Source organism: Pseudomonas sp. DF11 (assembly GCF_058148565.1).
Genome location: NZ_JBYVYN010000006.1, coordinates 369,960 through 393,323, shown reverse-complemented (window position 1 = coordinate 393,323; position 23,364 = coordinate 369,960). Strand labels below are relative to the sequence as shown.

The following is a 23,364-nucleotide window of genomic DNA, read 5'->3' as shown; positions in this document are numbered from 1 at the left end:
AGTCAAGCTGGACAGCTCTGCCGGCATTACTCTCGGGGCTTTCCCTTGTTCGCGATCAGGAAACCCTCATGAGCGATATTGCCCTGCTGCCTCAGGTTCAAGCCTTCCTCGATAGACATCACGCCCTGTTCATCGACGGTGGCTACGTCGAAAGCCAGGGCAGCCAGACACTGAACGTCGTCAACCCTGCCACCGGCCAGGTCATCGCCCAGGTCAGCGACGCCACTGCCGGCGATATCGATGTGGCGGTGCAATCGTCCCGTCGCGGCTTCAAGCAGTGGTCTCAAACCGCGCCGGCGGTGCGCGGTCATGTGCTGCTCAAGCTGGCGGACCTGTTGGAGCGCAACCGCGAAGAGCTGGCGCAGATCGAAACCTGCCAGTCGGGGAAGATCATCCACATCTCCCGAGCCTTCGAAGTCGACCAGGCCGCCCACTTCCTGCGCTATTACGCTGGCTGGGCGACCAAGATCAACGGCCAGACGATCACCCCATCGTTGCCCTCCTTCGCAGGCGAACGCTACACCGCCTTCACCTTGCGCGAACCGGTCGGGGTGGTGGTCGGTATCGTGCCGTGGAATTTTTCCACCATGATCGCCATCTGGAAACTGGCTTCAGCCCTGGTGACCGGTTGCAGCGTCATCATCAAGCCCAGCGAGTTCACCCCGCTGACCATCCTGCGCATCGCGGAACTGGCCATCGAGGCTGGCCTGCCTTCCGGTGCCCTGAATGTGCTGACCGGCGGCGGCCAGGTGGGCAAGGGGCTGATCGAGCATCCGGGCACCAACAAGGTTTCATTCACCGGCTCCATACCCACCGGCCTGGCAGTGGGCCAGGCGGCCATGGGCGCCGGGTTGACCCGTACGACCCTGGAACTGGGTGGGAAGAATGCAGCGGGCTTCCTGCCTGATATCGACCCCGAGGTCGCGGTCAACGGCATCATCGAGGCGGGCTTTCTGCATTCGGGACAGATCTGCGCGGCGGCGGAACGGTTCTTCGTCCATCGCTCGCAGATCGAGTCGATCATGGACAAACTGGCCCAGCGCCTGGGCAAACTCACCATCGGCTCACCCCTGGACGAACGCACCGAGTTCGGCCCGGTGACCAACCGCCAGCACCAGCACAAACTCGCGGAGTTCTTCGCCAAGGCCCGTGCGCAGAACAACACCATCGTCCACGGCGGCAAGCTGATCGATGGGCCGGGTTGCTACGTCGAGCCGACCATCATCCTCGCCAATCGCCGCGACGACAGCCTGCTCCACGAAGAAACCTTCGGCCCGGTCGCCACGTTCTTTCCTTACGACACCGAGGAGGAACTGCTGGAACTGATGAACGACACGCCCTACGGCCTGAGCGCCAGCCTCTGGACCAACGACCTGGGCCAGGCCCTGCGCATGGTTCCCGCCATCGAGGCTGGTACGGTATGGGTGAACATGCACACCTTGCTCGACCCGGCCGTGCCTTTTGGCGGCAGCAAGTCTTCCGGGATGGGCCGTGAGTTCGGCAGTGCATTCATCGACGACTACACCGAACTGAAGTCGGTGATGATCCGCTACTGAGTAACAAAGGGCTCTGGAGCAACACCCCAGGGCCCTCCCCCCCAAAAATCCCCCCTGTGGGAGCGAGCCCGCTCGCGATAGCGGAATGTCAGCCAACATTTATACCGCTGATACACCGCAATCGTGAGCAGGCTCGCTCCCACACTTTTACCGCCGGCAGGCGTTGACCGGTGGGACTCGGCCGCGCCATGGTTGGGCGCGCTCCAGTTGCGCGGCCAGGGCCAGCAACGTGTGTTCCTCGCCGAAACGACCGGCAAAATGCGCACCCATCGGCAGGCCATTGGCACTCCAGGACAATGGCACGGACATCGCCGGCTGGCCGCTGGCATTGAACAGCGCGGTGAACGGCGAATAGCTGTGGTAGCGCTCGATCAGTTGATCCAGGCTCATGCACACGTCCTGCAGATCCAGCTCGCCAATAGGCACCGGCTCACGGGTCAGGACCGGGGTCAGGATCACGTCGTAATCCTGCATGAACACCGCCAACTGCCGGCCGAGGGCATGAATCCAAGCCACCGCCGCGGCATACTGGGCGCCGCTGACGCTGCCCTTGTCCCGCAAGATGATCCGCGTGCGCACCTCCAGCTCTTCGGCCTGCACGGCGAACCCACGCATCTGGCCCAGCAGGTCGACATAGTGACGAGAGCTGGCGCCAATGATGGTGAACACGTGATCGAGAAACTCCAGCAGCCCCACCGGCAGGCTCACCGATTCGACGCGATGCCCCAAGGACTCGCACAACCGCGCGGCCTCGCCCACCGCCTGAAGGCTCTGTGGTGACGTAGGCCAAGGACCGAGCTGCTCGACCAGGGCTATGCGCAGCGGCTTGGGATCGGCCTGCACTGCCATTGCATACGGCAACGCCTGGATCGGCGCGGCGTAAGGCGCGCCCAGGTCCATCCCGGAGGTGGCATCCAGCAACGCCGCACTGTCACGCACCGACAAGGTGATCGCATGAGGCGTGCCCATCCCCGCCCAGCCCTCGCCCACTATTGGTCCCGACGGCATCAGGCCGCGGCTGGGCTTGAACCCGAACACACCACAGCAAGACGCCGGCACGCGTAATGAACCGCCACCGTCGTTGCCGTGGGCGAATGGCACCACGCGAGCTGCCACCAGTGCCGCCGCGCCTCCGCTGGAACCACCGGCACTGTGCTCGGTGCACCAAGGGTTGCGTGTGGCACCGAAGCGCGCGGACTCGGTGGAGTACGAAGTGCCGAACTCAGGCGAAGTACTGGTGCCCATCACCTGGCATCCGGCACGCCGCAAACGCGTCACGATTTCCGATTCGAAATCCGCACGAAAGTCGCCCAGTGCGCGAGAACCGTTGGTCATCGCCGCACCATGAACTGGCGAAAACAGATCTTTGATCAAGGTCGGCACCCCGGCCAGCAGGCCTTGGCCAACCTGTGGCGTGCACGCCGCCTGCCGGGCCGAATCGTACAAGCGCTCGGCCACCGCATTGAGCTGCGGCTCGACCCGCTCCAGGCGTTCGATGGCGGTTTCCAGCAATTCACCTGGCTGGACCTCGCCACGCCTGACCCATTCGGCCAGCGCCGTGGCATCTTCAATGTCCATCAAGTGGTGGATGTCTTGCATACCCATGTTTCAGATTCCTTGTGTCATGACGATTGGTGTGATCCGAAGGTGCTCGCCTGCCCCTGGCCCCGTGCCCGCAAGCCGGCAATGGCCCAGAGCAGCGCCAAGGCAAAACTGGTCAGGGCCAACCACTGGATGGCGTGACGCAGGTCACCGGCGAAGACAACCACCAAGGCCACCACCAGCGGACTGAGGAACTGGCCGATGTACAGGCACGAGGTGAACCCACCCAAGCCTCGGCCGCGGGTGCTGGCGGTCAACGCATTCATGACCGGCGCCATCACATTGGGCACCAGCAACCCGGCCCCCAGGCCCTGGATGAACACCGCCACCAGCACTTCGTTGTAGCTTTGCCCGCGCATCAACAGCCACAGCCCCAGGCCCATCAGGCCGAGCAGCAGCGCGTTGCAACCGGCGATGCCGAAGCGACGGCGCAGCAACGGCCACATCAGCGAACCACCCAAGGTCGCCAACAGGCTCAGCCCCGCCGCCAGGCCGATCATCGTGCTGGAGGTGACGCCCAGGCTGACCAACAGCGTGGGCGCCTGGATCGGCATGATGAACGTCAGGACCATGCCACCGAGGATCATCAGGTAGCCGACCAGCAGTTGCGGCACGGCGACCTTGGCCGGCCCCGACGCCTCGACATGCGGCTCGACCCTCTGCGGCTTCAAAACCGGTGGTTCCCAGAGCACCTTCATCATGGCTGGCACCAGCAACAATGGCAGCAAGTACAAGAGGAACGGCGCACGCCATGAGTGTTCCCCAAGCGCACCTCCCACCACGAAAAACAGCGCCCCCACCAGGCCGATGGTCACCACTTGCCGGTTGACGTAGCGCAGCCGCTCCTCACCGTGCCAATAGTCCGCGATCAACGTCGCGCAACAGGTCATCACCGCCGCTTCCATGCAACCGAACAACAGACGCACACCGACAATCGAGGGCAGGCTATCGAGCACGGCCGGCAGCGCGCCGAGCAAGGCATAGAGAATCGTCGCAAGCACCAGCAAGGCCTTGCGCCCGACCCTGTCGGCCAGCCAGCCGGCCAATGGCGCGCACAGGGCAATCGCCAGGGCCGGCCCGGTGACCGCCAACGGCACCAACAGATCGGCGCGTGGCTCCAGAGGCCCGAACTCAGCGCCCAACCTGGGCAGAACGGGCGTGACCATCACCGAGCCCATGATTGTCAGGCTGCTGCCCAGCATCAGCACCAGTCCTTCACGCCAACTGGCCTGGCGCGCCGGGATGGCCGCCGTTGAAACGGAACTTGATTGGTTCATGGCGAGCCCCTTCTAGAAACTGTGAGAAATGCGCAGCGCCGTGGTGTAGCCCTCTGCGCGGTTTCGCGCGTCGAGCTCCTTGTAGACATGCAGCCATACCGGTGGCATGCCAGGCTCGAAATAGCTCACCGCCGGCCCGACAGCCAGCACCCGGGCGCGATTGCCTGCTTCCAGGCCCGGCGCATCGTCATCGGTGAATTGCCGGTAGTAATAGCCACCCATGCCCACGGTCCACGGGCCGATGTGCTGGCCCACGGCGAACTCGTGGCGGTACTCGACGCCATTCTTGTAGTCGGTGGCGTGGTTGCGCGTGTTGATGTCGGCCTCAAAGCTTGAAGACACTTCGAAGCCACTGTCGGAGATGTAGGTGGCGTTGAGAATCGGCGAGAAGGTCCAGTGGTTCAGGCCCGGCGAGATCAAGCGATTCTTGTCGTAGTCGCCCGTGGGGGCCTGGATCTGGAACTGGGCATTGACGAACAGGTTCGGAGAAAGGGTCCACTGCAGGATCACCGGCAGCAACTGCATATCGGCCATGCGAAACGGATCGGCTTGCAGATCCAACGGACCGACAGGTGTCTGCACCTGTATCGAGGCATCCATCTGGAAGAACGGCACGACTGTGCCGAAACCATACTTGGCGCCCAGCACGGTGTAATCGGTCATGCGCATGTAGGCGACGCCGATGGACAAGACATCCAGGGAGAAATTGTTGTCCACGGATTTGCCGTGGCGATCCTTCTGCACATTGGCCGAATAGAACGCGGTACGCAGGCCGACGGTGCCAAAGGGCGTGGCCGGCGGCATCATGCCCGCGCCGAAATCATAGACCCCGACCGCCGTGGTCGGCGCACCGTTTTCGGTGCCATGAGCAGCGCTACAGAGACCGATCAGCCCCAAGGTCAGCCATGTACGGTGCCAGATGTTGGTTTTTTTATTTTGGTACATCGAATGCCCCTTCGACCATGTGGTGTTGGGGTCATCCTAGGGAGCCGCTCCGTCAGCGGTTATCCGTTTTCAGCACAGTTGAGTGCGACGCAAGGTTTGTGACGGGGTTTCGCCAAACAGGATCCGATAGTCAGCGGAAAACCGGCTCAAATGCCAGAACCCCCAGCGCGCCGCCACCTCTTGGACTCCCAGTGCCCGATCGCCATTGCGCAGTTCACGACGCACGGCATTGAGGCGCAACGCCCGTAAATAGGCCACGGGGTTGATCCCCAGTGTCTCCTGAAAGCAATACTGCAATTTGCGTCGGCTGGCACCGATGTGGTTGCACAGGTCGAGGATCGACAGCGGCTCATCGACGTGGGACAGGGCGTATTCCCGAGCCCGGTCGACCATGCGCTTGCGCGCCGTGGGGTTGAGCGGCGGCGCCTCATCCGGTGCCACCAGTTCCAGTATGTGCAGCATCACCGTGTCACGCAGGCCACGGCGGATCGACTCGTACCCCAGCAATGAGTCACCCCCCTGCTCGCCGCCCTCGAGCTCATCGAACAACGCCGCAAGCTCGGCAGGCAGCGTCGAGTTGCCAAGGCGGTAACACTTGGGAAGATCGGTAATTCGAAAGCGACTGCCTTGACGCTCCAGCACATGCTCCAAGGCCTGCTCCTCGATGGCGACACCGAGCAGATCGAGATGTTGAGGGGTGCGCAGCTCGGGCAAGTTATGCCCACAGGCGACCAACAGGCTGGGCTCGATAATCGGATGCCCGGAACAAAATACCGGCCCGTCCGCACTCAGCGGCACGCTGAAGGTGATGGCGCCCTCCCAGGCCATGCCCCGTTTGGTCAGTGCCTGATTAGAGCGGTCGCGTACCAGTTGCATCCAGTCCGAGCGGAACTCGATCAACTCGCCGTCGAAGCGTCCGGGGGTCAACTGGTCATAGCAAACCTGCCAGCCGCCCATGTTCCGGGCGTGCTCGTCGATGTCTGTGGTGCGGAACCGATTGATCGGCAGCGTCGGCAAAAGGTCCGACGAAACCACCGGCTGCGCCATGTTGGAGTTGTTCATTGACCCGACCTTTGGTGATTCCAGGGCTTACGGGTCAAAGCTCAGGCAAGTTCCATTCCGCCCCGTGGACCGGTCGTTCAATTGTGCCGAAAACGGATAATCGGCCAGGGCTCAACTGCCCGCGCCGGCATGGGCCTCTTCAAAGAAATAATCCTTCCAGCTGTCGGCCTTGTTTTTCAGCACGCCCAGTTCATGCAGTTTCTCGGCATAGATGTAGGTGCGTTGCGGGACGACGGTGAAGTCGATTTCAGGGTCGGTGACGATTTTCTCCACCAGCGACAGCGGCAACTTGGACTGCTCCACGCGGATGTAGGTCTGGGCAGCCGCCGGCTTGTCGGCCTGGATAATGCCTTGCGCCTCCACCAGCGCGTCGTAGAACGCCTTGTAGGTCTTGGGGTTTTCGTCGTGGAATTTTTCCGTGGTGTAGAGCACATTGAACGTCGCCGGCCCACCCAGCACATCGTAGGAACTGAGCACCTTGTGCACGTTGGGGCTTTGCAGTGCCTGGTACTGGAAGGGCGGACTGGAGAAGTGCGAATTGATTTCCGATTGGCCGGCGATCAACGCCGCCGTCGCATCCGGGTGCGGGAGGCTGACCGAGATATCGTCGAACTTCTTGAAGTGATCGTTCCCGAACACCTTGGCGGTTTCGATCTGCAACGTGCGCGACTGGAACCCGACACCCGCCGCCGGAACGGCGATCCGGTCCTTGTCGGTGAAGTCCTTGAGGCTCTTCACGTTCGGATTGTTGGTCAACAGATAATTGGGCATCGACCCCAGCGAGGCGATGGCCTTGACGTTCTGCTTGCCGCGGGTCCGATCCCAGATCGTCAGCATCGGCGGAACCCCCGCCGACACCACATCCAGGGCACCGGTCAGCAAGGCCTCGTTCATCGCCGTGGCACCGGAAATGCTGTTCCAATCCACCTTGATATCCAGGCCCTGGGCCTTGCCATGCTTCTCGATGAGCTGCTGGTCGCGCACCACATCGAGGATCAGGTAGCCGATACCGAATTGCTGGGCGATGCTGATCTTGCCTTCGGCGTGGGCCAAGGGATTGAGCAGCGCAGTGGCCGCCAGGGAAACCAACAAGGTGAGCGCAGAACGCTTGAAAGCCATGGTCTGGTGAACCTCACAGTAAGTTGAAAAGACTGAAGGTCACGACTTTAAAGCTATAAGAAAATTAATTTAAATACCTAGATTGCATAACAATAGCACCTAAATGTTCGCACCAGAGCCCATGCGTCTCGCACTCACCGGCGCGATCGCTTGATAGTCTTTGGAGACCTGCACCAAAGCGATACAGTAGCGGTGCCTGCTCCCCCAACCGTCCCGACGAATACCAAGCGCGAAGCAATCATGAACGAGATGACCCTGGATGTCGGGATCGCCACCGAGTCCATTTCCCAGCCGCGCACACTGGTGTTCCTGGCTTACCCACAGATGGGCCTGTTGGACCTGACCGGTGCCCAGACCGTTTTCTGGGCTGCCACCAAAGCCATGACCGAACGCGACCTGCCCGGCTACACAATGCACACCGCGAGCCTGGAAGGTGGGTTGATGCGAACTGCCGAAGGCTTGGTGGTAGATACCCGGGCCCTGCATGAGCTCGACGAAACGCTCATCGACACACTGATCGTGCCTGGCGCACCGGACATACGGCAGGCGATGATCGACTGTGTCGACCTGGTGCAGTGGCTACGCAAGGCCTCGGTCAAGGCCAGGCGCACCGCATCGGTATGCAGCGGCACCTTCCTCATGGCCCAGGCCGGCTTGCTGGACGGACGCCGGGCCGCCACCCACTGGGCCATGTGCGAGATGCTCAAGAGCGGTTTCCCGTCGATTGAAGTGGACCTCGACGCGATCTTCATCCAGCAGGACAGCGTATGGACCTCGGCCGGTGTCAGCGCCGGCATCGACATGGCCTTGGCATTGGTCGAAGCCGATTGCGGTCGCGACGTGGCCCTGCAGGTGGCCCGTGAGCTGGTGGTGTTTCTCAAGCGCCCCGGCGGACAGGCGCAGTTCAGCCAACTGCTGCAGTCGCAAATGCAGGACAGCGCCGGGTTCGACGAACTGCATGCCTGGATTACCGAACACCTGGACGACAACAACCTCACCGTCGAACGGCTGGCCCGCCAGGCCAGGATGAGCCCGCGCAATTTTGCCCGAGTCTACAAACGCCAGACCGGCCGAACCCCGGCCAAAGCCATCGAGATGTTCCGCTTGGAAGCCGCGCGTCGAATGCTGGAAGACTCCCAGCGCAACATCGACCAGATCGCCCGGTCCTGCGGTTTCGGTGACGAGGAACGAATGCGCCACACCTTCCAGCGCCACCTGTCGATTTCTCCTCGGGAGTATCGCCTGCGCTTTTCCCGCTAAGCGCGAATCCCTCGCGGCACCGTCCCGTCAGGCTACCTTCCTGGATCGCTTTGGCGGGTCAGCCTGCTCGGCCAGGAGCGCGCTGCACATGAACGCACTTCGGCATGAACCCAGGCTCCGTGGCGACCACCGACTTTTGTGGCAAAGGTGCTTTCTCGCGCGGGGCTGCGCGGCGGTCCCTCCTCTTCAGGACGGCTTGGCGGGATTTCAGGGTTTTATGTCCTACCTCAGGCAAAGCGGCGCTTCGTAAGATACGAACCGATGCTCTGTCCCCGCCAATCCAGAGCGAGACCATGTAAAAAACAAAAGGTCTGCCAACGTGCCCCTACCCTCCGCAGTGCTCAAGAACGTCTATGACAGCCTTCGATACAGCCCGAGCCAGAGCGGGCCTCGGCCGTCGATGGGAATCAGCACCCACCCACTGGTCAACGCACTCGGCTGGGTGGTGGGCCTGGTGGTGGCCTGCGGGATTATCATCATCAACTCCGAAACCCATTCCGACCTGGCTCCGACCCTGCTGTACATCACCTTGTTGTTGATGGCGGCCAACCTGTTCTCCATCAATCTGGTGATCACCGTCGCGCTGATGTGCATGTGCTTGCTCACCGCGATGTTCTTGTACAACGGCGGCTATCACCGCTGGGAATCGACCACCGGCTTCTTCCGCTGCCTGACCGCGTTGTCGGCTATCGCCTTCCTGGCGTTGCGCAGCAAGCAGGCTTCCGACAGCCTGCGGCACAACGAGGCTTACCTGACCGGCGCCCAGCGCCTGAGCCAGACCGGCAGCGTGGGCTTTCGCGGTGATCGACAAGCGTTGTCCTGGTCGGAGGAATCGGCACGGATTTTCGAGTACCCACCCAGCAAGACGCCGACGGTGTCGATGATGCTGGAGCGCACCCACCCTGAGGACCTGGAGTTGGCACGCGGGGTTTTCCAACAGGCCGCCGCCGGCGAACCGCAGATCGAGGTCAAGCTGCGGCTACTGATGCCTGATGGGCGCATCAAACACATCCACATGATCGCCAGCCCCCTGCTCGTCCAGCATGGTCGCTTCCAGTACCTCGGCGCACTCAGGGACATCACTGCCAGCAAGCAGGCCGAAGAAGCGTTGTTTCGCGCCCAGAGCCAACTGGCCCACGTCACGCGCTTGACCTCCCTGGGGGAAATGGCCGCCTCCATTGCCCACGAGGTCAACCAGCCACTGACGGCCATCACCAGCAGCGGCGAGGCCTGCCGCCGCTGGCTCAAACGTCCGGAACCCGATCTCGGGGAAGCCTTGGATTGCCTCGACCGAATCGTCGCCAACGGCTGTCGCGCCAGCGAAGTCATCAGCGGTATCAGGGCGCTGTCGCGCAAGTGCGACCCGTTGCGCCAGCCCGAGCGACTGGACGACATCGTCCGCGAGACCCTGAATCTGGTCCAGCAACAACTGGCTCATCATAGAGTCCGGACCAAGGTGGACCTGACAACGACCGACAGCCAGGTCAGCGCAGACCGGGTGCAACTGCAGCAAGTGATCATCAACCTGATCATCAATGCCTGTCACGCCATGGACGGGGTCAAGGTACACGAACGAACCCTGCACATACGCACCTGGACGGAGAATGACGAAGCGCTGCTGGAGGTGACCGACCACGGAATCGGCATTGCCCCCGAGGTACTGCCGTCTTTGTTCAATGCGTTTTTTACCACCAAGGAAAACGGCCTGGGCATGGGCCTTTCCATCTGCCGGTCCATCATCGACTTCCATGACGGCAGGATCTGGGCAACCAGCGAGGCCGGCCAAGGCACCTCGTTCCGGTTTGCGTTGCCGCAGCTCACTGGCACCGCTCTATCGGGGAGCGAGCAATGACCTCCCTGCAGTCCTCAAGCCCGGTCATCGACAGCGCCCCCATCGTCTACATCGTTGACGACGACGCACCGCTGCGCCAATCCCTCGGCAGCCTGCTGCGCTCCATCGGCCTGCAGGTCCATCTGTTCGGTTCGGTCGCCCAGTTCATGAACCATCCCAGGCCCGACCAGCCCAGTTGCCTGGTACTGGATGTGCGGCTGCAAGGCACCAGCGGCCTGGATTGCCAACGGGAGCTGGCCGCGGCCAACGTTCAACTGCCGATCGTGTTCATGACCGGTCACGGTGACATCGCCATGACCGTGCGGGCAATGAAGGCCGGAGCGGTGGATTTCCTCGCCAAACCGTTCCGCGAACAAGACCTGCTCGACGCCGTGACCGCCGCCCATCACCAGGACCGCCAGCGGCGCGAGTCCGAACGCGGCCATCAGCAAGTGCTTGGCCGCTACGCCACATTGACGCCCCGGGAGCAACAGGTCATGGCGCTGGCGGTGTCAGGCCTGATGAACAAGCAGATCGCCGGGGAGCTGGGTTTGAGTGAAATCACCGTAAAGATTCACCGCGGCCAGGCCATGCGCAAGATGTGCGCACGCTCGTTTGCCGATCTGGTACGCATGGCCCAGGTGCTGGAATAGCGTAAGCGTCTGGCTAATACAGTTCGATAGCCTCTTGCACTGGGCGGCCGCGCCCCGTCATCGAGCATTTCGGCACCTTTGTCGAGCGTTTCGGCACAGTAACCCGTCTTCGTTCAACCTAGACTCGAACTTCCTTAAGACCCAGATGGAGTCGCGATGAAATTCAGATTAATACCGCCCGCACTTTCCATGGCAGTGGCACTCAGTGGTTACGCTGCCGACTTCTCACTGACCAGCCGGGATATTGCCGACAACCGCCCGCTGACCAGTCGCGAAGTGTTCCAGGGCTTCGGTTGCGAAGGTGGCAACACGTCTCCTGAGCTTTCCTGGACAAACGCCCCCGCAGGTACCAAAAGCTACGCGATCACGGTCTACGATCCCGATGCACCGACCGGTAGCGGTTGGTGGCATTGGACAGTGGTTAACCTACCCACTTCTACCACCAGCTTGCCAAGAGGCGTGGGAGCGAACCTGCCTGCCGGCGCAGTACAAGGGCGAACCGATTATGGCCAGCCGGGATTTGGCGGGGCTTGCCCACCTGTAGGGGATAAACCCCATCGCTATCAATTCACCGTATGGGCATTGAAAGTAGATAAGCTACCACTCGACGGTGAAGCCAGTGGCGCCTTGGTCGGGTACATGCTCAATGCCAACGCCCTGGCCAAAGCGACCATTACTTCAACTTACGGACGTTAAGAACGATGCGCCCTTGTGACGGCATACAGCACCGGGAAAACATTATCGATGCGTGTGTCATACGGGCGCGACAGCCCCTTACCTTGCCAAGGGTGCCGGTGTTCGTGACCACCTTGTGTCGAGTGCGCCAGGGGGAAAAACTGTTGCAATGGGATGACCGGGAGATGCGCGCGGGGCCGCAACATCTGATTCTGATGCCGGCCGGACGCGAGCTTGGTATCTCAAACTTCCCCGGACCTCACGGTCACTACATCGCCGATGCGGTAACCTTTCCCACCTCGACACTGCGTAACTTCAGCAGCCGATATAGCCAGCAGATCATGAGCCGTCGCGGTGTGCTGAAGAGCGATCTATGCGTTCCTCTGGACAGGCACACAACACAGGCATGGGATCAGTTGTTGGTCTCTATCAATGCGAACTCCCCGGACGCATTACGCACGCTCTATGGGGAAGCGGTTCTTCTGAGCCTGTGCCTTAGTGGCCAGGTCGGACCTCTGCTGATGGGTCGCAACGATCCAATTTGCGAACGTGTGCAGCAGATAGTAATGGGCAGCCCGGAGAAAGACTGGACGGTTGCGAGCGTTGCACGACACCTTAACCTGGGTGAATCGACGTTGCGTCGCCAACTGGCGAATGAGGGGGACAGTTTCAGGGACATTCTGGAGAGCGTCCGACTGGCGGCAGCGTTGCAATGGTTGCAAACAACGTCTCGCCCTATTGGTGAAATTGCCGGTGCCTGCGGTTACGCCTCGGCCTCACGTTTTGCGGTGCGCTTTCGCTCACACTATGGCCTGTCACCACGTGAATTGCGGGCAACGATCTAAGCATTCCAGTGAGGTCCCCTCCTTATTGTTGCCCCAATTGTTGCTCCACGACGCCCTTGACCCTCGCACTCGCCATAACCTGGCCAACCGTCGATATCTCCGAGGGAGCAAGGCTGTGCGGGAGAATGGCGTAGCAAGCAATAGAAAGTTCATACACACGTATACTTGGCGGGACTATTGGACGGCGTATCTTGCGCTGATACGGGTGCCTTTATGGCGACCTGATATCACCCCCGGGTATCGACATGTCCAACACTGCAATTATTTCAATCATTGATGACGATGAGTCAGTTCGAATTGCACTGGATGGCTTGTTACGTTCCCACGGATATCGGGTTAGAACATACCCGGGCGCCTTGGACTTTTTATCTTCCTGCGAACTTGAAAACACCACGTGCCTGATATCGGATATTCAAATGCCTGGCATGACAGGCATTCAGATGTGCGATCGATTGTCGACCCTGGGCATTCATATCCCGATCATCTTCATCACCGGATACCCTGGTGTACCACCCCGTGTCAGCGCGGGTACGCCCCAGCCGGTGGCGTTTTTCCCGAAACCCTTCGACTGCGCTGAATTGATCGCCTGCATCGAATCGGTACTTGCCCGACCTTCCTGACTGCGTCGCGGCCTCATACCTTCGTATAGATATCCCCTACTCAGGCATAAACCTGACGACCTTATGTAGAAGTGTTAAACACCGCGCCCGCCAATAAGCTTCCCTGCAGCGAACCGAAACTGAATGCGCTCGATGACCATTCATTGCAGCCTGGCGTTTTTGGAGTACTTCGCGACGGTCACGCTGAAACAGTCAAACAATTCAACGTATCGATTTTGTCTTCGGGAGCTCATCATGAAACAACATATTCTGGTGGTTGGCGCAGGTTTCGGCGGGGTCTGGAGCGCATTGAGCGCGGCCCGGCTGTTGGACCAACACGATCGTCATGACGTGCAGATCAGCGTCCTGGCCCCCCAGGCTGAGCTGCGCATTCGTCCTCGCTTCTACGAGCCGGACGTTCACACCATGGCCGCGCCGCTGAGTGGTCTGTTCGAGGCGGTGGGGGTGAATTTCGTGCAGGGCTCGGCGAGCAGTATCGATGTCGACAATAAGCGGGTCAGCTACGTGGACGTATTCGGTACCCAGGGCACCCTGGGCTATGACCGCCTGGTGCTCGCGGCGGGCAGCCAGCTGGTTCGTCCCGACCTTGAGGGCATGATCGAGCATGCCTTCGACGTTGATGAAATCGAACAGGCCACCCGCCTCGAAGCCCATATCAAATCCCTGGAAAACCTGCCGGACAGCCCGGCCCGCAACACCGTGGTGGTGGCCGGCGGCGGCTTTACCGGAATCGAAACCGCCACCGAAATGCCTGCACGCCTGCGCACGGTCCTGGGTGAAGACGCGAACATCCGCGTCATCGTGGTGGATCGCGGGCCGCAGATCGGCGCAGCGTTGGGCGACGGCATTCGTCCGTCCATTGTCCAAGCCTCCGAGCACCTGGGGATCGAGTGGGTCCTCAACGCCTCGGTCGAATCGGTGGATGCCGGTGGCGTCACTCTGTCGAGCGGCCAGCGTATCGAGTCCCATACCGTGATCTGGACCGTGGGTTTCCGTGCCAGCCCGTTGACCCAGCATGTGCCGGGCACTCGTGATCGCCAGGGTCGCCTGCACGTCGACGGTCATTTGAAAGTGTTGGGACAAAACGACATATTCGCCGCCGGTGACGTGGCCTATGCCGCCACCGACACATTGGGCAATTACGCGGTGATGTCCTGCCAGCACGCCATCGCCCTGGGTCGCTATGCCGGCAACAACGTCGCGGCCGACTTGCTCGGCGTGGCGCCGATGGCCTACAGCCAACCCAAGTATGTGACCTGCCTGGACCTGGGTGCCTGGGGCGCGGTGTATACCGAAGGCTGGGACCGCCAGCTCAAGTTGGTCGGGCAGGAAGCCAAGGACCTCAAGACCCAGATCAACACCGTGTGGATCTACCCGCCCGCAGCTGATCGCGCGACCGCCCTGGCCGCCGCCGACCCGCTGATCCCGGTGGCCTGAGCCCGTTCCCGCCCCCGGCCAGTCCCTCCTTTCTGCGCCGGTCTTTCCCAGACGCCCGCCACTGATACTTGGGCAGGCGTTTTTTTTCAGGCGCTCGTCCCCAAGCCAGCCAGAATATCGTCACTGCCCAGCAAAATCCGTATCAATGCCCACCCCTTACTCCTTGTGCACAAGGTAAGGTAGGCAGAAACCATCCGGATCGAGGTGTGCCCGTGGCGTCCTATTCCTTGCGTCAGCTGAAATACTTCGTCACCACCGTCGAATGTGGCAGCGTCGCTGAAGCGTCCCGCAAGCTGTACATCGCCCAGCCGTCGATCGCCACCGCCATCAAGGGCTTGGAAGACAGTTTCGGCGTGCAGTTGCTCATTCGTCATCACGCCCAGGGGGTAACGTTGACGCCCGGCGGCGCGCGTTTCTATCGCAAGGCCCAGGAGCTGTTGCGCATGGCCCGGGAGTTCGAGCAGAACGCCCTGGCCGATAACGATGTGGTCAGCGGGCAGATCGACATCGGCTGCTTTGAAACGGTCGCCCCGCTTTACCTGCCACGGTTGATCGCCGGTTTCCGTGAGCGCTTTCCCGGGGTGGAAATCCGCGTGCAGGACGGCGAACAGCAGGAACTGGTGCAAGGCTTGACGGGTGGGCGTTTCGACCTGGCGATTTTCTATGAGCACGACCTGGACAGCACCATCGAGACCGAAGCATTGACCGCCCCACAGCGCCCCTACGCGTTGTTGCCGGCGGGGCACCGCTTTGCCAACCAGGCGCAAGTGTCGCTGCGCGACCTGGCGCTGGAGCCGATGATCCTGCTGGACGTGCAGCCCAGCCGGACTTACTTCGTGAGCATCTTCGAGGAGTTGGGCCTGACCCCGAACATTGTGTTCAGCTCGCCGTCCATCGAGATGGTGCGTGGCATGGTCGGCCAGGCGTTCGGCTTTGCGGTGCTGGTAACCCGGCCGCATTCCACCTGCACCTACGATGGCCAGCAAGTGGTCTGCGTCAATATCGCCGAAGACGTGACCGGCTCGGCGTTGGTGGCCGGTTGGCTCAAGCGCGCGCACCTGACCAAACCAGCGCAGTTATTCGTGGACTACTGCAAGGAACAGTTCAGGCAATGGCTGGCCTGAACTAGCCCTGCTAAACACTAACTCTTGTGGCGAGGGGATTAATCCCCGCTGGGCTGCGCAGCAGCCCCCAAACCCGTCAGCTCTATCTGCCTGACACTCTAAGTTTGTCGATATTTGGGGCCGCTTCGCGCCCCAGCGGGGATAAATCCCTCGCCACAGGTCCTTAACTTACAATTGATGGGACGTTCGGTGCCTAGCGAGCCGCCCAGGCGTTGAAGCGTTGCTCAAGCTCCTCGCCATGGTCGACCCAGAACTCGGCATCCACGGCCCGGGCTTCAGCCAGGTTGGCCTCGGCGGTGGGCAACTGTTCCTGTACCGCCGCCGGCAACAACGCGAGTGTCTTGCGGTGCACCGGCCCATAAGGGATGTTTTCCGAGAACACTTTCTGCGTCTGAGGCTGGCTGGCAAAGGCAATGAACTGCTCGGCCAAGGCCTTGTTCGGCGTGCCCTTGACCACGGCCCAGTACTCCGGGTCGTACAGGCTCTGCGGCCAGACAATGCTCAGCTTCATGCCTTCCTTTTGTGCCGACGCGATGCGCCCGTTATAGGCCGCACTCATCGCCACATCCCCCGCCACCAACCATTGCGCCGGTTGGGCGCCAGCTTCCCACCATTGGATGTTCGGCTTGATCTGGTCCAGCTTGGCGAAGGCCCGGGACACACCTTCCGGTGTGCTCAATACCTTGTACAAGTCCTGGGCCTTGACTCCATCGGCCAGCAAGGCGATTTCCAGGGTGTACTTGGCCCCTTTGCGCAAACCGCGTTTGCCCGGGTAATCGGCCACATTCCAAAAGTCCGCCCAGGATTTGGGCGCCTTGGCGAGCTTGCTCTGGTCATAGGCCAGGACCATCGACCAGACATAGGTGGCCACGCCACATTCGGTCAGTGCCCCCGGGACAAAATTCGCCGGGTCGCCCAGGGCCGTCTGGTCGAGCTTCTCAAACAAGCCCTCCTCACAACCACGCAGCAACTCGGGGCTTTCCACTTCAACCACATCCCAACTGGTGTGGCCGGCCGCGACCATGGCCTTGATCTTCGACAGTTCACCGTTGTATTCGCCGGCCACGATGTTTCCCGCACCGCTGGCGTTGAAGGGTTGGAAGTAGGCCTTGTCCTGGGCCTGCTTGGTGGCGCCGCCAAAGGAAATCACGGTCAAGCTCTGGGGCGCGGCCATGACGCTGGTACTCAACAACGCCAGTGCACACGCAATATTGCAACGCAAGGATCTGGACATGAAGCGGTTCCTCGAAATGCCGGCTCGCCCGCACGAGCCGGTGACGGGACTCAAAGGTGACCGTAAACACGGGCGGTATGGTCTACAGCAAAGGCTCTTGTCGGCCTGTTCGTTGTCGCCTGGCTGACCACCAGGAATCTCCGTCCATTGAAATCGTTCTCCTCAGGCACCCTTGCGGTCAGCAATCATTGGGTTCACAGAGATAGCTCGCCAGCCGATCCATCAAGCGATCGCAGGCGGCCATTTGTTCAACACTCACGTACTCATCGGGCTTGTGCCCCTGGTCCATGCTGCCGGGACCACAGACCACCGTCGGCACGCCGGCCTGGTGAAACAGGCCGCCTTCGGTGCCAAAGGCGACGGTGCCGAAAGCGTCGCTGCCGCACAGTCGCGCAACCAGTTGGGCGGCGGCGCTGTCAGGCGCGGTCGCCAGGCCCGGGTAGGCGGACAGCGCCTCAAAACGGATCGCGGTATCGCCTGCCACCGCCTGCATCGCCGGCAGCAGGGTCTGTTCGGCATATTCCTGCAATTGCTCGGCCACCACTTGCGGGGCGAAATCCGGCAAGGCGCGCACTTCGAAATCGAAGCGGCAATCGGCTGGAACGATGTTCAACGCCGTACCGCCCTGGATCACGCCGACCTGCACCGTCGAATAAGCCGGATCGAAGCGCGCGTCATGCAACGAGGGATCGGCCAGTGCTGCGCCGATCTCGCCCAACCGGCCAATCAGGCGCGCCGCCTGCTCGATGGCATTTACGCCGTAAGGTGCGTAGGCCGAATGACAGGCGGCCCCTTTGACGTGGCAACGCATCGCCAACTTGCCTTTATGCCCCAGTACCGGTTGGAGTTGGGTGGGTTCGCCAATCAGGCACAAGGCCGGTGGGGGAACTCGCCGAACCAACACGTCCAACAGGCTGTGAACGCCCAGGCAACCCACCTCTTCGTCATAGGAGAACGCCAGATGCACCGGGCGCCGAAGCGCGCTGGCGAGGAACACCGGCACCGCTGCCAGAACCGAAGCCAGATACCCCTTCATGTCCGCCGTACCACGCCCGAACAATTTGCCGTCCATCTCGCTCAGGCAGAACGGCTCGACCGTCCAGGCCTGTCCATCCACCGGCACCACGTCGGTATGCCCGGACAACACCACGCCATCGGGCACCGACGGGCCGATGCTCGCCAGCAGGTTGGCCTTGGTTCGCTCGGCGTTGTAGATCAGCTCGCTGTCCACACCCAGCCCCTGCAAGTAGTCGCGCACGAACTCGATCAAGGCCAGGTTCGACTCGCGGCTGACCGTGGCAAAACCCACCAACCGTTCGAGCAACGCGCGGCTACGCAGCTCACTCATCGCCCGGCACCCCATAACTCGGCGCCTGGGTCGGGTCGAGCGCACGGGTCAGGTAATCCTGCAGTTGCGGCTGATAGGCGAGCCAGAGTCTTTCCAGTTCGCCGATGGGATTTTCCTCGGCCCAATCCACCCGCAGATCGACGATGGGCCAGGTCAGGTCATCGACCACCGACAGCGCCGCCGAATGCACCGGCCCGGCTTCACCGCCCGCCGCCTGCCCGGCCTGCAACGCATTCATCAACCGTGCGGCAAGACAGCCACCGCTGTGCTCGAAGGCCACGACCATGGCCTCGATCACCCCGGCATTGGCCAACAGATTGCCGGCCGCCACGCATTGCTCACCGGCCACTGCGTTGTGGGTGCCCAGGGTATGCTCGCCGCTGAAAATCGCCGTGCGACCCTCGGCATCGAGCACCGCCACCTGGCGGTATTGGCTGTAGCCATTGCGTGCCAGGGTTCGCTCCAGTGCTGCCTGCGCCACCAGGCCGCCAGCCAGCTCATCAAGAATCTGCGGTCCCAGGGCCGGCAGGGTAATGTTCTGGCTCGACACCGCACCGACGCCCGCCCGCAACCACGGGCAACGGGCGCCGACGGCAATGCTCGAGGAACTGATGGCGATGCCCAACTGGCCGGTTTCGGCACAGCGCCCTACGATGGAGAAAGTCATGCTCCGCTCCTTATTCAGGGATCACCGCGATCACATCGATTTCCATCAGCCACTGCGGCTGGCCCAGGGCACTGACCACCAACCCGGTGGAGATCGGAAACACGCCCTTGAGCCACTTGCCGACCTCCTGGTACACCGGCTCGCGGTAACGCGGGTCGATCAGGTAAGTCGTGGTCTTGACGATATGGCTCAGGTCGCTGCCGGCTTCTTCCAGCAACTGCTTGACGTTGCGCATGGCTTGCTCGGCCTGGGCGCGTGGATCGCCAAGCCCCACCAGTTGGCCATCGAAATCGGTGCCAACCTGGCCGCGCACATAGACGGTGTTGCCGGCGCGCACGGCCTGGCACAAGTCGTTGTCCAGCGTCTGGTTCGGGTAGGTGTCCTTGGTGTTGAACATGCGAATACGTGTGTGGGTAGGCATCAACGGACTCCCGTGAGACTGGTTTGCGAACGATACGAATCGCTGTCCAGCGCCGAGGCCTGGCGCTGGGCAGCATCTTGGTAGGCGAGATAAATGCGTTGTTTCACGATGTGGTCGGCAATATGCCGGGCGTCATGCCAGACGCCCCAGATGAATGCCGAACCGCGCCGCGACAACCAGGGCAAGCCGACGAAATACAGGCCCGGCTCGCTGGAAACACCACGCTGATGCCGAGGCTTGCCATTGGCGCCGAGGGCGTCGACCTTCAGCCAGCTGTAATCCACCGAGTAGCCGGTGGCCCAGATGACGCTGGTTACGCCGGCGGCGACCAGATCCAGCTCCAGGATCGGCTGGGTCAGGCACTGCGGATCGGGCAGCAGGTCGCGGGCTTCCGGTTCAAGGGGCAGGTCCAGGCCGTTGCGGGCGATATAGGCATCAGCGGCATCCAGCAGTGCCAGGTAGTTTTCGTCGCCGCGGGCGATGTTTTCGGCAAGATTCGACTCAAAGGTCACCACACTGCCGTTGAACGACTTCGTCAGGCCCACCAGGGTGATGCCCTCTTGGGCCAACCGGCGAAAATCCACGGTATGGCCGCCACGGGCACCGCTCACCGCGATGGTGACGTGTTCTTTACCAGGCTGGACCGCCTCGGCGTCCCACTCGCCCAGCACCCCCAGCCACCAGCAGAAATCGCGGTTGCGGTAGGCCCGTGGCGGACGATCATGGGCCCCCACCGAGAGGTAGACCTGCTTGCCGGCGCGCTGCAACTCATCGGCGATCTGCACCCCCGACGATCCGGCGCCCACCACCAGCACCGCCCCCTCGGGCAACTGCTGCGGATTGCGATACTGCGCGGAGTGAATCTGGGTGACCGTCGCCATCTCAGATGCGATGGGCGGAATCACCGGTCGCTGGAATGGCCCGGTGGCAACGACCACATGGATGGCTTCGATCAGGCCCTCGGACGTTTCAATGGTGAACCCCGGGCGGCCGACATTGCGCTCGACTTTCCTCACCTCCACGCCGGTACGGATCGGCGCATTGAACTTGCGCGCATAGGCCTCGAAGTAATCGGCCACTTGATCCTTGGCGGCGAAGGCATCAGGGTCAAGCCCCTCGAATTCCAAGCCAGGAAAACGGTCATGCCAGGCCGGGCCGTTGGCGACCAGCGAATCCCAACGCGCAGTGCGCCAGGCCTCGGCAATCCGATTGCGCTCCACGACCAGGTGAGGCACACCTTGTCTGCTCAAGTGTTCACTCATGGCCACGCCGGCCTGGCCGGCGCCTATAACAAGCGTATCGATGCGTAGGGTTTCAACGGGCATGTCTGTGCACTTCCGGCAGAGGGTTGGTTCAGGCCGGCATGGCGCCGCCTCGGGTTCTGATTTTTTGTTCTGCGATTGCGACCATCGAAATGAGGTGTCGAGGCGATTGTGTTGGCAGGCGCGGATTTGCGAAACGAGGGTTTTTGTCGTTGCTAGGAAGGAAAAAAATGGGCTACTGCCCGAGCGTGATGATCACTGGGACAAGGCGAGTCACTGTGGCGAGGGGATTTATTCCCGCTGGGACGCGGAGCGGCCCTAATACCGACAACCCGGTGTGTCAGGCAGATTGAGTTGACTGCTTAGAAGGGCTGCTGCGCAGCCCAACGGGGATAAATCCCCTCGCCACAATATCCGGTGCGGCACAAAAATGTGCTTATCCAGCCACGACACCGCCCTGCAAAACGGCAGGAACGGACAAATGCTGATCGCATTGGCCGGCTCACTGTATCCGCGCCGGAAACGCCTTGAGCTCAAGCTTCTCCATCACCAACCCAATGAAGGCCGAAACCGCCAGCGGCAACTGTCGCCGGCTCGGATAGAGCACATTCAGGCCGAAGCCGATGCGTTGGTATTGTGGCAGCACACGCACCAGCCTTCCGGCTTCCAGGTCGAGGGCGCTCAGCGCCCCTGGCAACACGGCGATGCCCAGGCCGGCGACGGTCGCCCTGCGCAACGCTTGGGCGGTGTTGGCGTGGAACCGGCAGGCGATCTGCACGTGCTCCTCGATGCCGTCCGGGCCGACGAGTCGCCAGTCGGTCAAGCCACTGGGATGGGCGAAACTCACGCCGTCGTGGTGCGCCAGGTCCTGCAGCGAAACCGGAGCGCCGCGTGCGGCAATGTACGCGGGGCTGGCAACCATGCCGTCGCCGTCGTTCTGGAGCAGTTGACGACCGACATATCCCGAATCCTGCAATGGACCGCCGCGAAAAGCGACATCGATGCGATCGGCAATCAGGTCGACGCGGGCATCGCTGAGCACGAAATCGAGTTGCACCCGAGGATGCGCGGCTAAAAAGTCGGCCACCCATTCCATGGGGAAGAAGTCGAAAAAATCCGCCATCGCCGCGATGCGCACCAGGCCACTCGGCTCTTCGCTGCCCAGCATCAGTTCCTGCCCGGCATCCATCAGGCCATCCACCGCCTCCACGCAGCGCTCATAAAACCCCTGGCCCACATGGGTCAGCGTGAGTTTGCGAGTCGAGCGTTGCAGCAGTCGCGATTTTAACTGCGCCTCCAACTGCTGGACCCGCCGGCTGACGGTGTTGGAAGGCATGCCCAACCGCCTGGCGGCTTCGGCGAAGCTGCCACTGCGGACCACCTGGACAAACAGCGCAATGTCGTTGAGATCGAGCATGGCGGCGGCATTCCTTCGTTTATTGGATGAGTTCAATCCGATTGTATCGACTAATCAATCTATTGGCAGGCACTTATCCTCTCTCGCATCGGGCTCCCAAACGCTCAAGCATCCGAGGCTCACCATGAACAGCATCGTCAAAGCACCGCCACGCGCCATCGTCCACCGTACCTCCGGCAGCAGCCACGGGCCGATCACCCGGCTCATGAGCCCCGGCGACCTGGGCCAGCTCTGCAAGCCGTTCGTGTTTCTCGATCGCTTCGCATTCAACGCCGATGCCATGCAGAGGGGGTTCGGCATGCACCCTCATTCCGGGATCGCCACGCTGACCTACATGATCGAAGGCCAAGTGATCTACGAAGACACCACGGGCCAGTCAGGTACGTTGCCCAGCGGCGGCATGGAGTGGATGCAGGCCGGCAACGGTGTTTGGCACACCGCCCGGCCGGTCGGTGGCTCGCCGATCCAAGGTTTCCAGCTCTGGGTGGCGCTGCCGGCGGCAGAAGAAAATGCCCCGGCCCACAGCCTCTACCTGGCGCCCGCCGAGATCCCTCGGGAAGGTCCGGCGCTGGTACTGCTCGGCCAATACGGCGCAGCTCGCAGCCGCGTCGCCTCCCCAGCGGGCATGAACTACCTCGCCGTGCAGTTACAGGAAAACGAACGCTGGCGCTACACGCCACCGGCCGGGCACACCGTCGCCTGGCTGGCGGTCAACAGCGGCGGCCTCGACGCTGGCGGCAACGTCAATGCCGGAGAAATGGTGATATTCGAAGAGTCCGGCGCAGCCATCGACATCGTTGCCCGAGGCGCGACGTCCTTCGTGCTGGGCTCGGCAGTCAAACATCCCCACGACCTGGTGATGGGCTATTACTCCGTGCACACCAGCCAGGCCGCCCTGGAAAAAGGTGAGAACGAGATCCAGCGCATCGGCGCCCAGTTGCAACTGGAGGGCCGGTTGGCCTGACCGCCCCTCTATCCAACCCCTGCTCATACCTGACCCCTTAGAGGT

General features: G+C 61.8%; 21 protein-coding genes. 10 read left to right on the top strand and 11 right to left on the bottom strand.

The genetic code is table 11. The annotated features are described in order from the left end of the window. Positions 1-68: 68 nt before the first annotated feature. Positions 69-1,556 (top strand): aldehyde dehydrogenase family protein, encoded by a 1,488-nt coding sequence (locus tag AC30D9_RS19875; protein WP_490144674.1) that lies wholly within the window; start codon positions 69-71, stop codon positions 1,554-1,556. A 147-nt stretch (positions 1,557-1,703) separates the two neighbouring features. Here the strand turns inward: AC30D9_RS19875 and AC30D9_RS19870 are convergent, their stop codons facing one another. The 5 genes from AC30D9_RS19870 to AC30D9_RS19850 form a co-directional block, all read right to left on the bottom strand. Next, positions 1,704-3,161, bottom strand: coding sequence for an amidase (locus AC30D9_RS19870; protein ID WP_490144673.1), 1,458 nt, complete (start codon positions 3,159-3,161; stop codon positions 1,704-1,706). Positions 3,162-3,178: 17 nt separating this feature from the next. Further along, positions 3,179-4,435, bottom strand: a complete 1,257-nt coding sequence (locus AC30D9_RS19865; RefSeq protein ID WP_490144672.1) for an MFS transporter — start codon at positions 4,433-4,435, stop codon at positions 3,179-3,181. A 12-nt stretch (positions 4,436-4,447) separates the two neighbouring features. After that, a complete protein-coding gene (locus AC30D9_RS19860) occupies positions 4,448-5,380 on the bottom strand; it encodes a SphA family protein (protein ID WP_307570861.1) in 933 nt (310 codons plus the stop codon). 69 nt (positions 5,381-5,449) lie between these two features. Further along, on the bottom strand, positions 5,450-6,442 hold the full coding sequence (locus AC30D9_RS19855; protein ID WP_490144671.1) for a helix-turn-helix domain-containing protein: 993 nt from the start codon (positions 6,440-6,442) through the stop codon (positions 5,450-5,452). Positions 6,443-6,553: 111 nt separating this feature from the next. Continuing rightward, entirely contained in the window at positions 6,554-7,561 is a 1,008-nt protein-coding gene (locus AC30D9_RS19850; protein WP_109756097.1) for an ABC transporter substrate-binding protein, read from the bottom strand. A 249-nt stretch (positions 7,562-7,810) separates the two neighbouring features. Here AC30D9_RS19850 and AC30D9_RS19845 point away from each other — a divergent pair, with 249 nt between their 5' ends. From AC30D9_RS19845 to AC30D9_RS19810, 8 genes are all read left to right on the top strand, one after another. Next, positions 7,811-8,821: a GlxA family transcriptional regulator gene (locus AC30D9_RS19845; protein WP_490144704.1), complete on the top strand. Its 1,011-nt coding sequence runs from the start codon at positions 7,811-7,813 to the stop codon at positions 8,819-8,821. A 400-nt stretch (positions 8,822-9,221) separates the two neighbouring features. Beyond that, a complete protein-coding gene (locus AC30D9_RS19840) occupies positions 9,222-10,673 on the top strand; it encodes a sensor histidine kinase (protein WP_490144703.1) in 1,452 nt (483 codons plus the stop codon). Beyond that, positions 10,670-11,305 carry a response regulator transcription factor gene (locus AC30D9_RS19835; protein ID WP_490144670.1) on the top strand — a complete coding sequence of 212 codons (636 nt, stop codon included), beginning with the start codon at positions 10,670-10,672 and terminating at the stop codon, positions 11,303-11,305. The genes AC30D9_RS19840 and AC30D9_RS19835 overlap by 4 nt, the downstream gene beginning before the upstream one ends. Positions 11,306-11,461: 156 nt before the next feature. Then, positions 11,462-12,001: a kinase inhibitor gene (locus AC30D9_RS19830; RefSeq protein WP_134924144.1), complete on the top strand. Its 540-nt coding sequence runs from the start codon at positions 11,462-11,464 to the stop codon at positions 11,999-12,001. Positions 12,002-12,006: 5 nt separating this feature from the next. After that, positions 12,007-12,825, top strand: coding sequence for a helix-turn-helix transcriptional regulator (locus tag AC30D9_RS19825; RefSeq protein ID WP_134924143.1), 819 nt, complete (start codon positions 12,007-12,009; stop codon positions 12,823-12,825). Between the two features lie 245 nt (positions 12,826-13,070). Continuing rightward, positions 13,071-13,445, top strand: a complete 375-nt coding sequence (locus AC30D9_RS19820; protein ID WP_307570868.1) for a response regulator transcription factor — start codon at positions 13,071-13,073, stop codon at positions 13,443-13,445. A gap of 234 nt (positions 13,446-13,679) precedes the next feature. Next, positions 13,680-14,882, top strand: coding sequence for an NAD(P)/FAD-dependent oxidoreductase (locus AC30D9_RS19815; protein ID WP_490144669.1), 1,203 nt, complete (start codon positions 13,680-13,682; stop codon positions 14,880-14,882). Between the two features lie 212 nt (positions 14,883-15,094). Continuing rightward, positions 15,095-16,006: a LysR substrate-binding domain-containing protein gene (locus tag AC30D9_RS19810; RefSeq protein WP_134924140.1), complete on the top strand. Its 912-nt coding sequence runs from the start codon at positions 15,095-15,097 to the stop codon at positions 16,004-16,006. Between the two features lie 193 nt (positions 16,007-16,199). On the opposite strand, the gene AC30D9_RS19805 is transcribed toward AC30D9_RS19810, so the two are convergent. The 6 genes from AC30D9_RS19805 to AC30D9_RS19780 form a co-directional block, all read right to left on the bottom strand. Beyond that, complete coding sequence (locus AC30D9_RS19805) at positions 16,200-17,180, bottom strand: ABC transporter substrate-binding protein (protein ID WP_239548743.1); 981 nt, start codon at positions 17,178-17,180, stop codon at positions 16,200-16,202. A gap of 238 nt (positions 17,181-17,418) precedes the next feature. Continuing rightward, positions 17,419-18,588, bottom strand: coding sequence for an acetylornithine deacetylase (gene argE / locus AC30D9_RS19800; protein WP_490144668.1), 1,170 nt, complete (start codon positions 18,586-18,588; stop codon positions 17,419-17,421). Further along, on the bottom strand, positions 18,581-19,255 hold the full coding sequence (locus AC30D9_RS19795) for a DUF1028 domain-containing protein (protein WP_134924137.1): 675 nt from the start codon (positions 19,253-19,255) through the stop codon (positions 18,581-18,583). The genes argE and AC30D9_RS19795 overlap by 8 nt, the downstream gene beginning before the upstream one ends. Positions 19,256-19,265: 10 nt before the next feature. Further along, a complete protein-coding gene (locus tag AC30D9_RS19790; RefSeq protein WP_003182257.1) occupies positions 19,266-19,676 on the bottom strand; it encodes a RidA family protein in 411 nt (136 codons plus the stop codon). Beyond that, complete coding sequence (locus AC30D9_RS19785; protein ID WP_490144667.1) at positions 19,676-21,001, bottom strand: flavin-containing monooxygenase; 1,326 nt, start codon at positions 20,999-21,001, stop codon at positions 19,676-19,678. Before AC30D9_RS19785 ends, AC30D9_RS19790 begins: the two co-directional genes overlap by 1 nt. Positions 21,002-21,440: 439 nt before the next feature. Further along, positions 21,441-22,355: a LysR family transcriptional regulator gene (locus tag AC30D9_RS19780; protein ID WP_307570873.1), complete on the bottom strand. Its 915-nt coding sequence runs from the start codon at positions 22,353-22,355 to the stop codon at positions 21,441-21,443. 124 nt (positions 22,356-22,479) lie between these two features. Here AC30D9_RS19780 and AC30D9_RS19775 point away from each other — a divergent pair, with 124 nt between their 5' ends. After that, on the top strand, positions 22,480-23,319 hold the full coding sequence (locus AC30D9_RS19775; RefSeq protein WP_490144666.1) for a pirin family protein: 840 nt from the start codon (positions 22,480-22,482) through the stop codon (positions 23,317-23,319). The last annotated feature ends 45 nt before the right edge of the window (positions 23,320-23,364 follow it).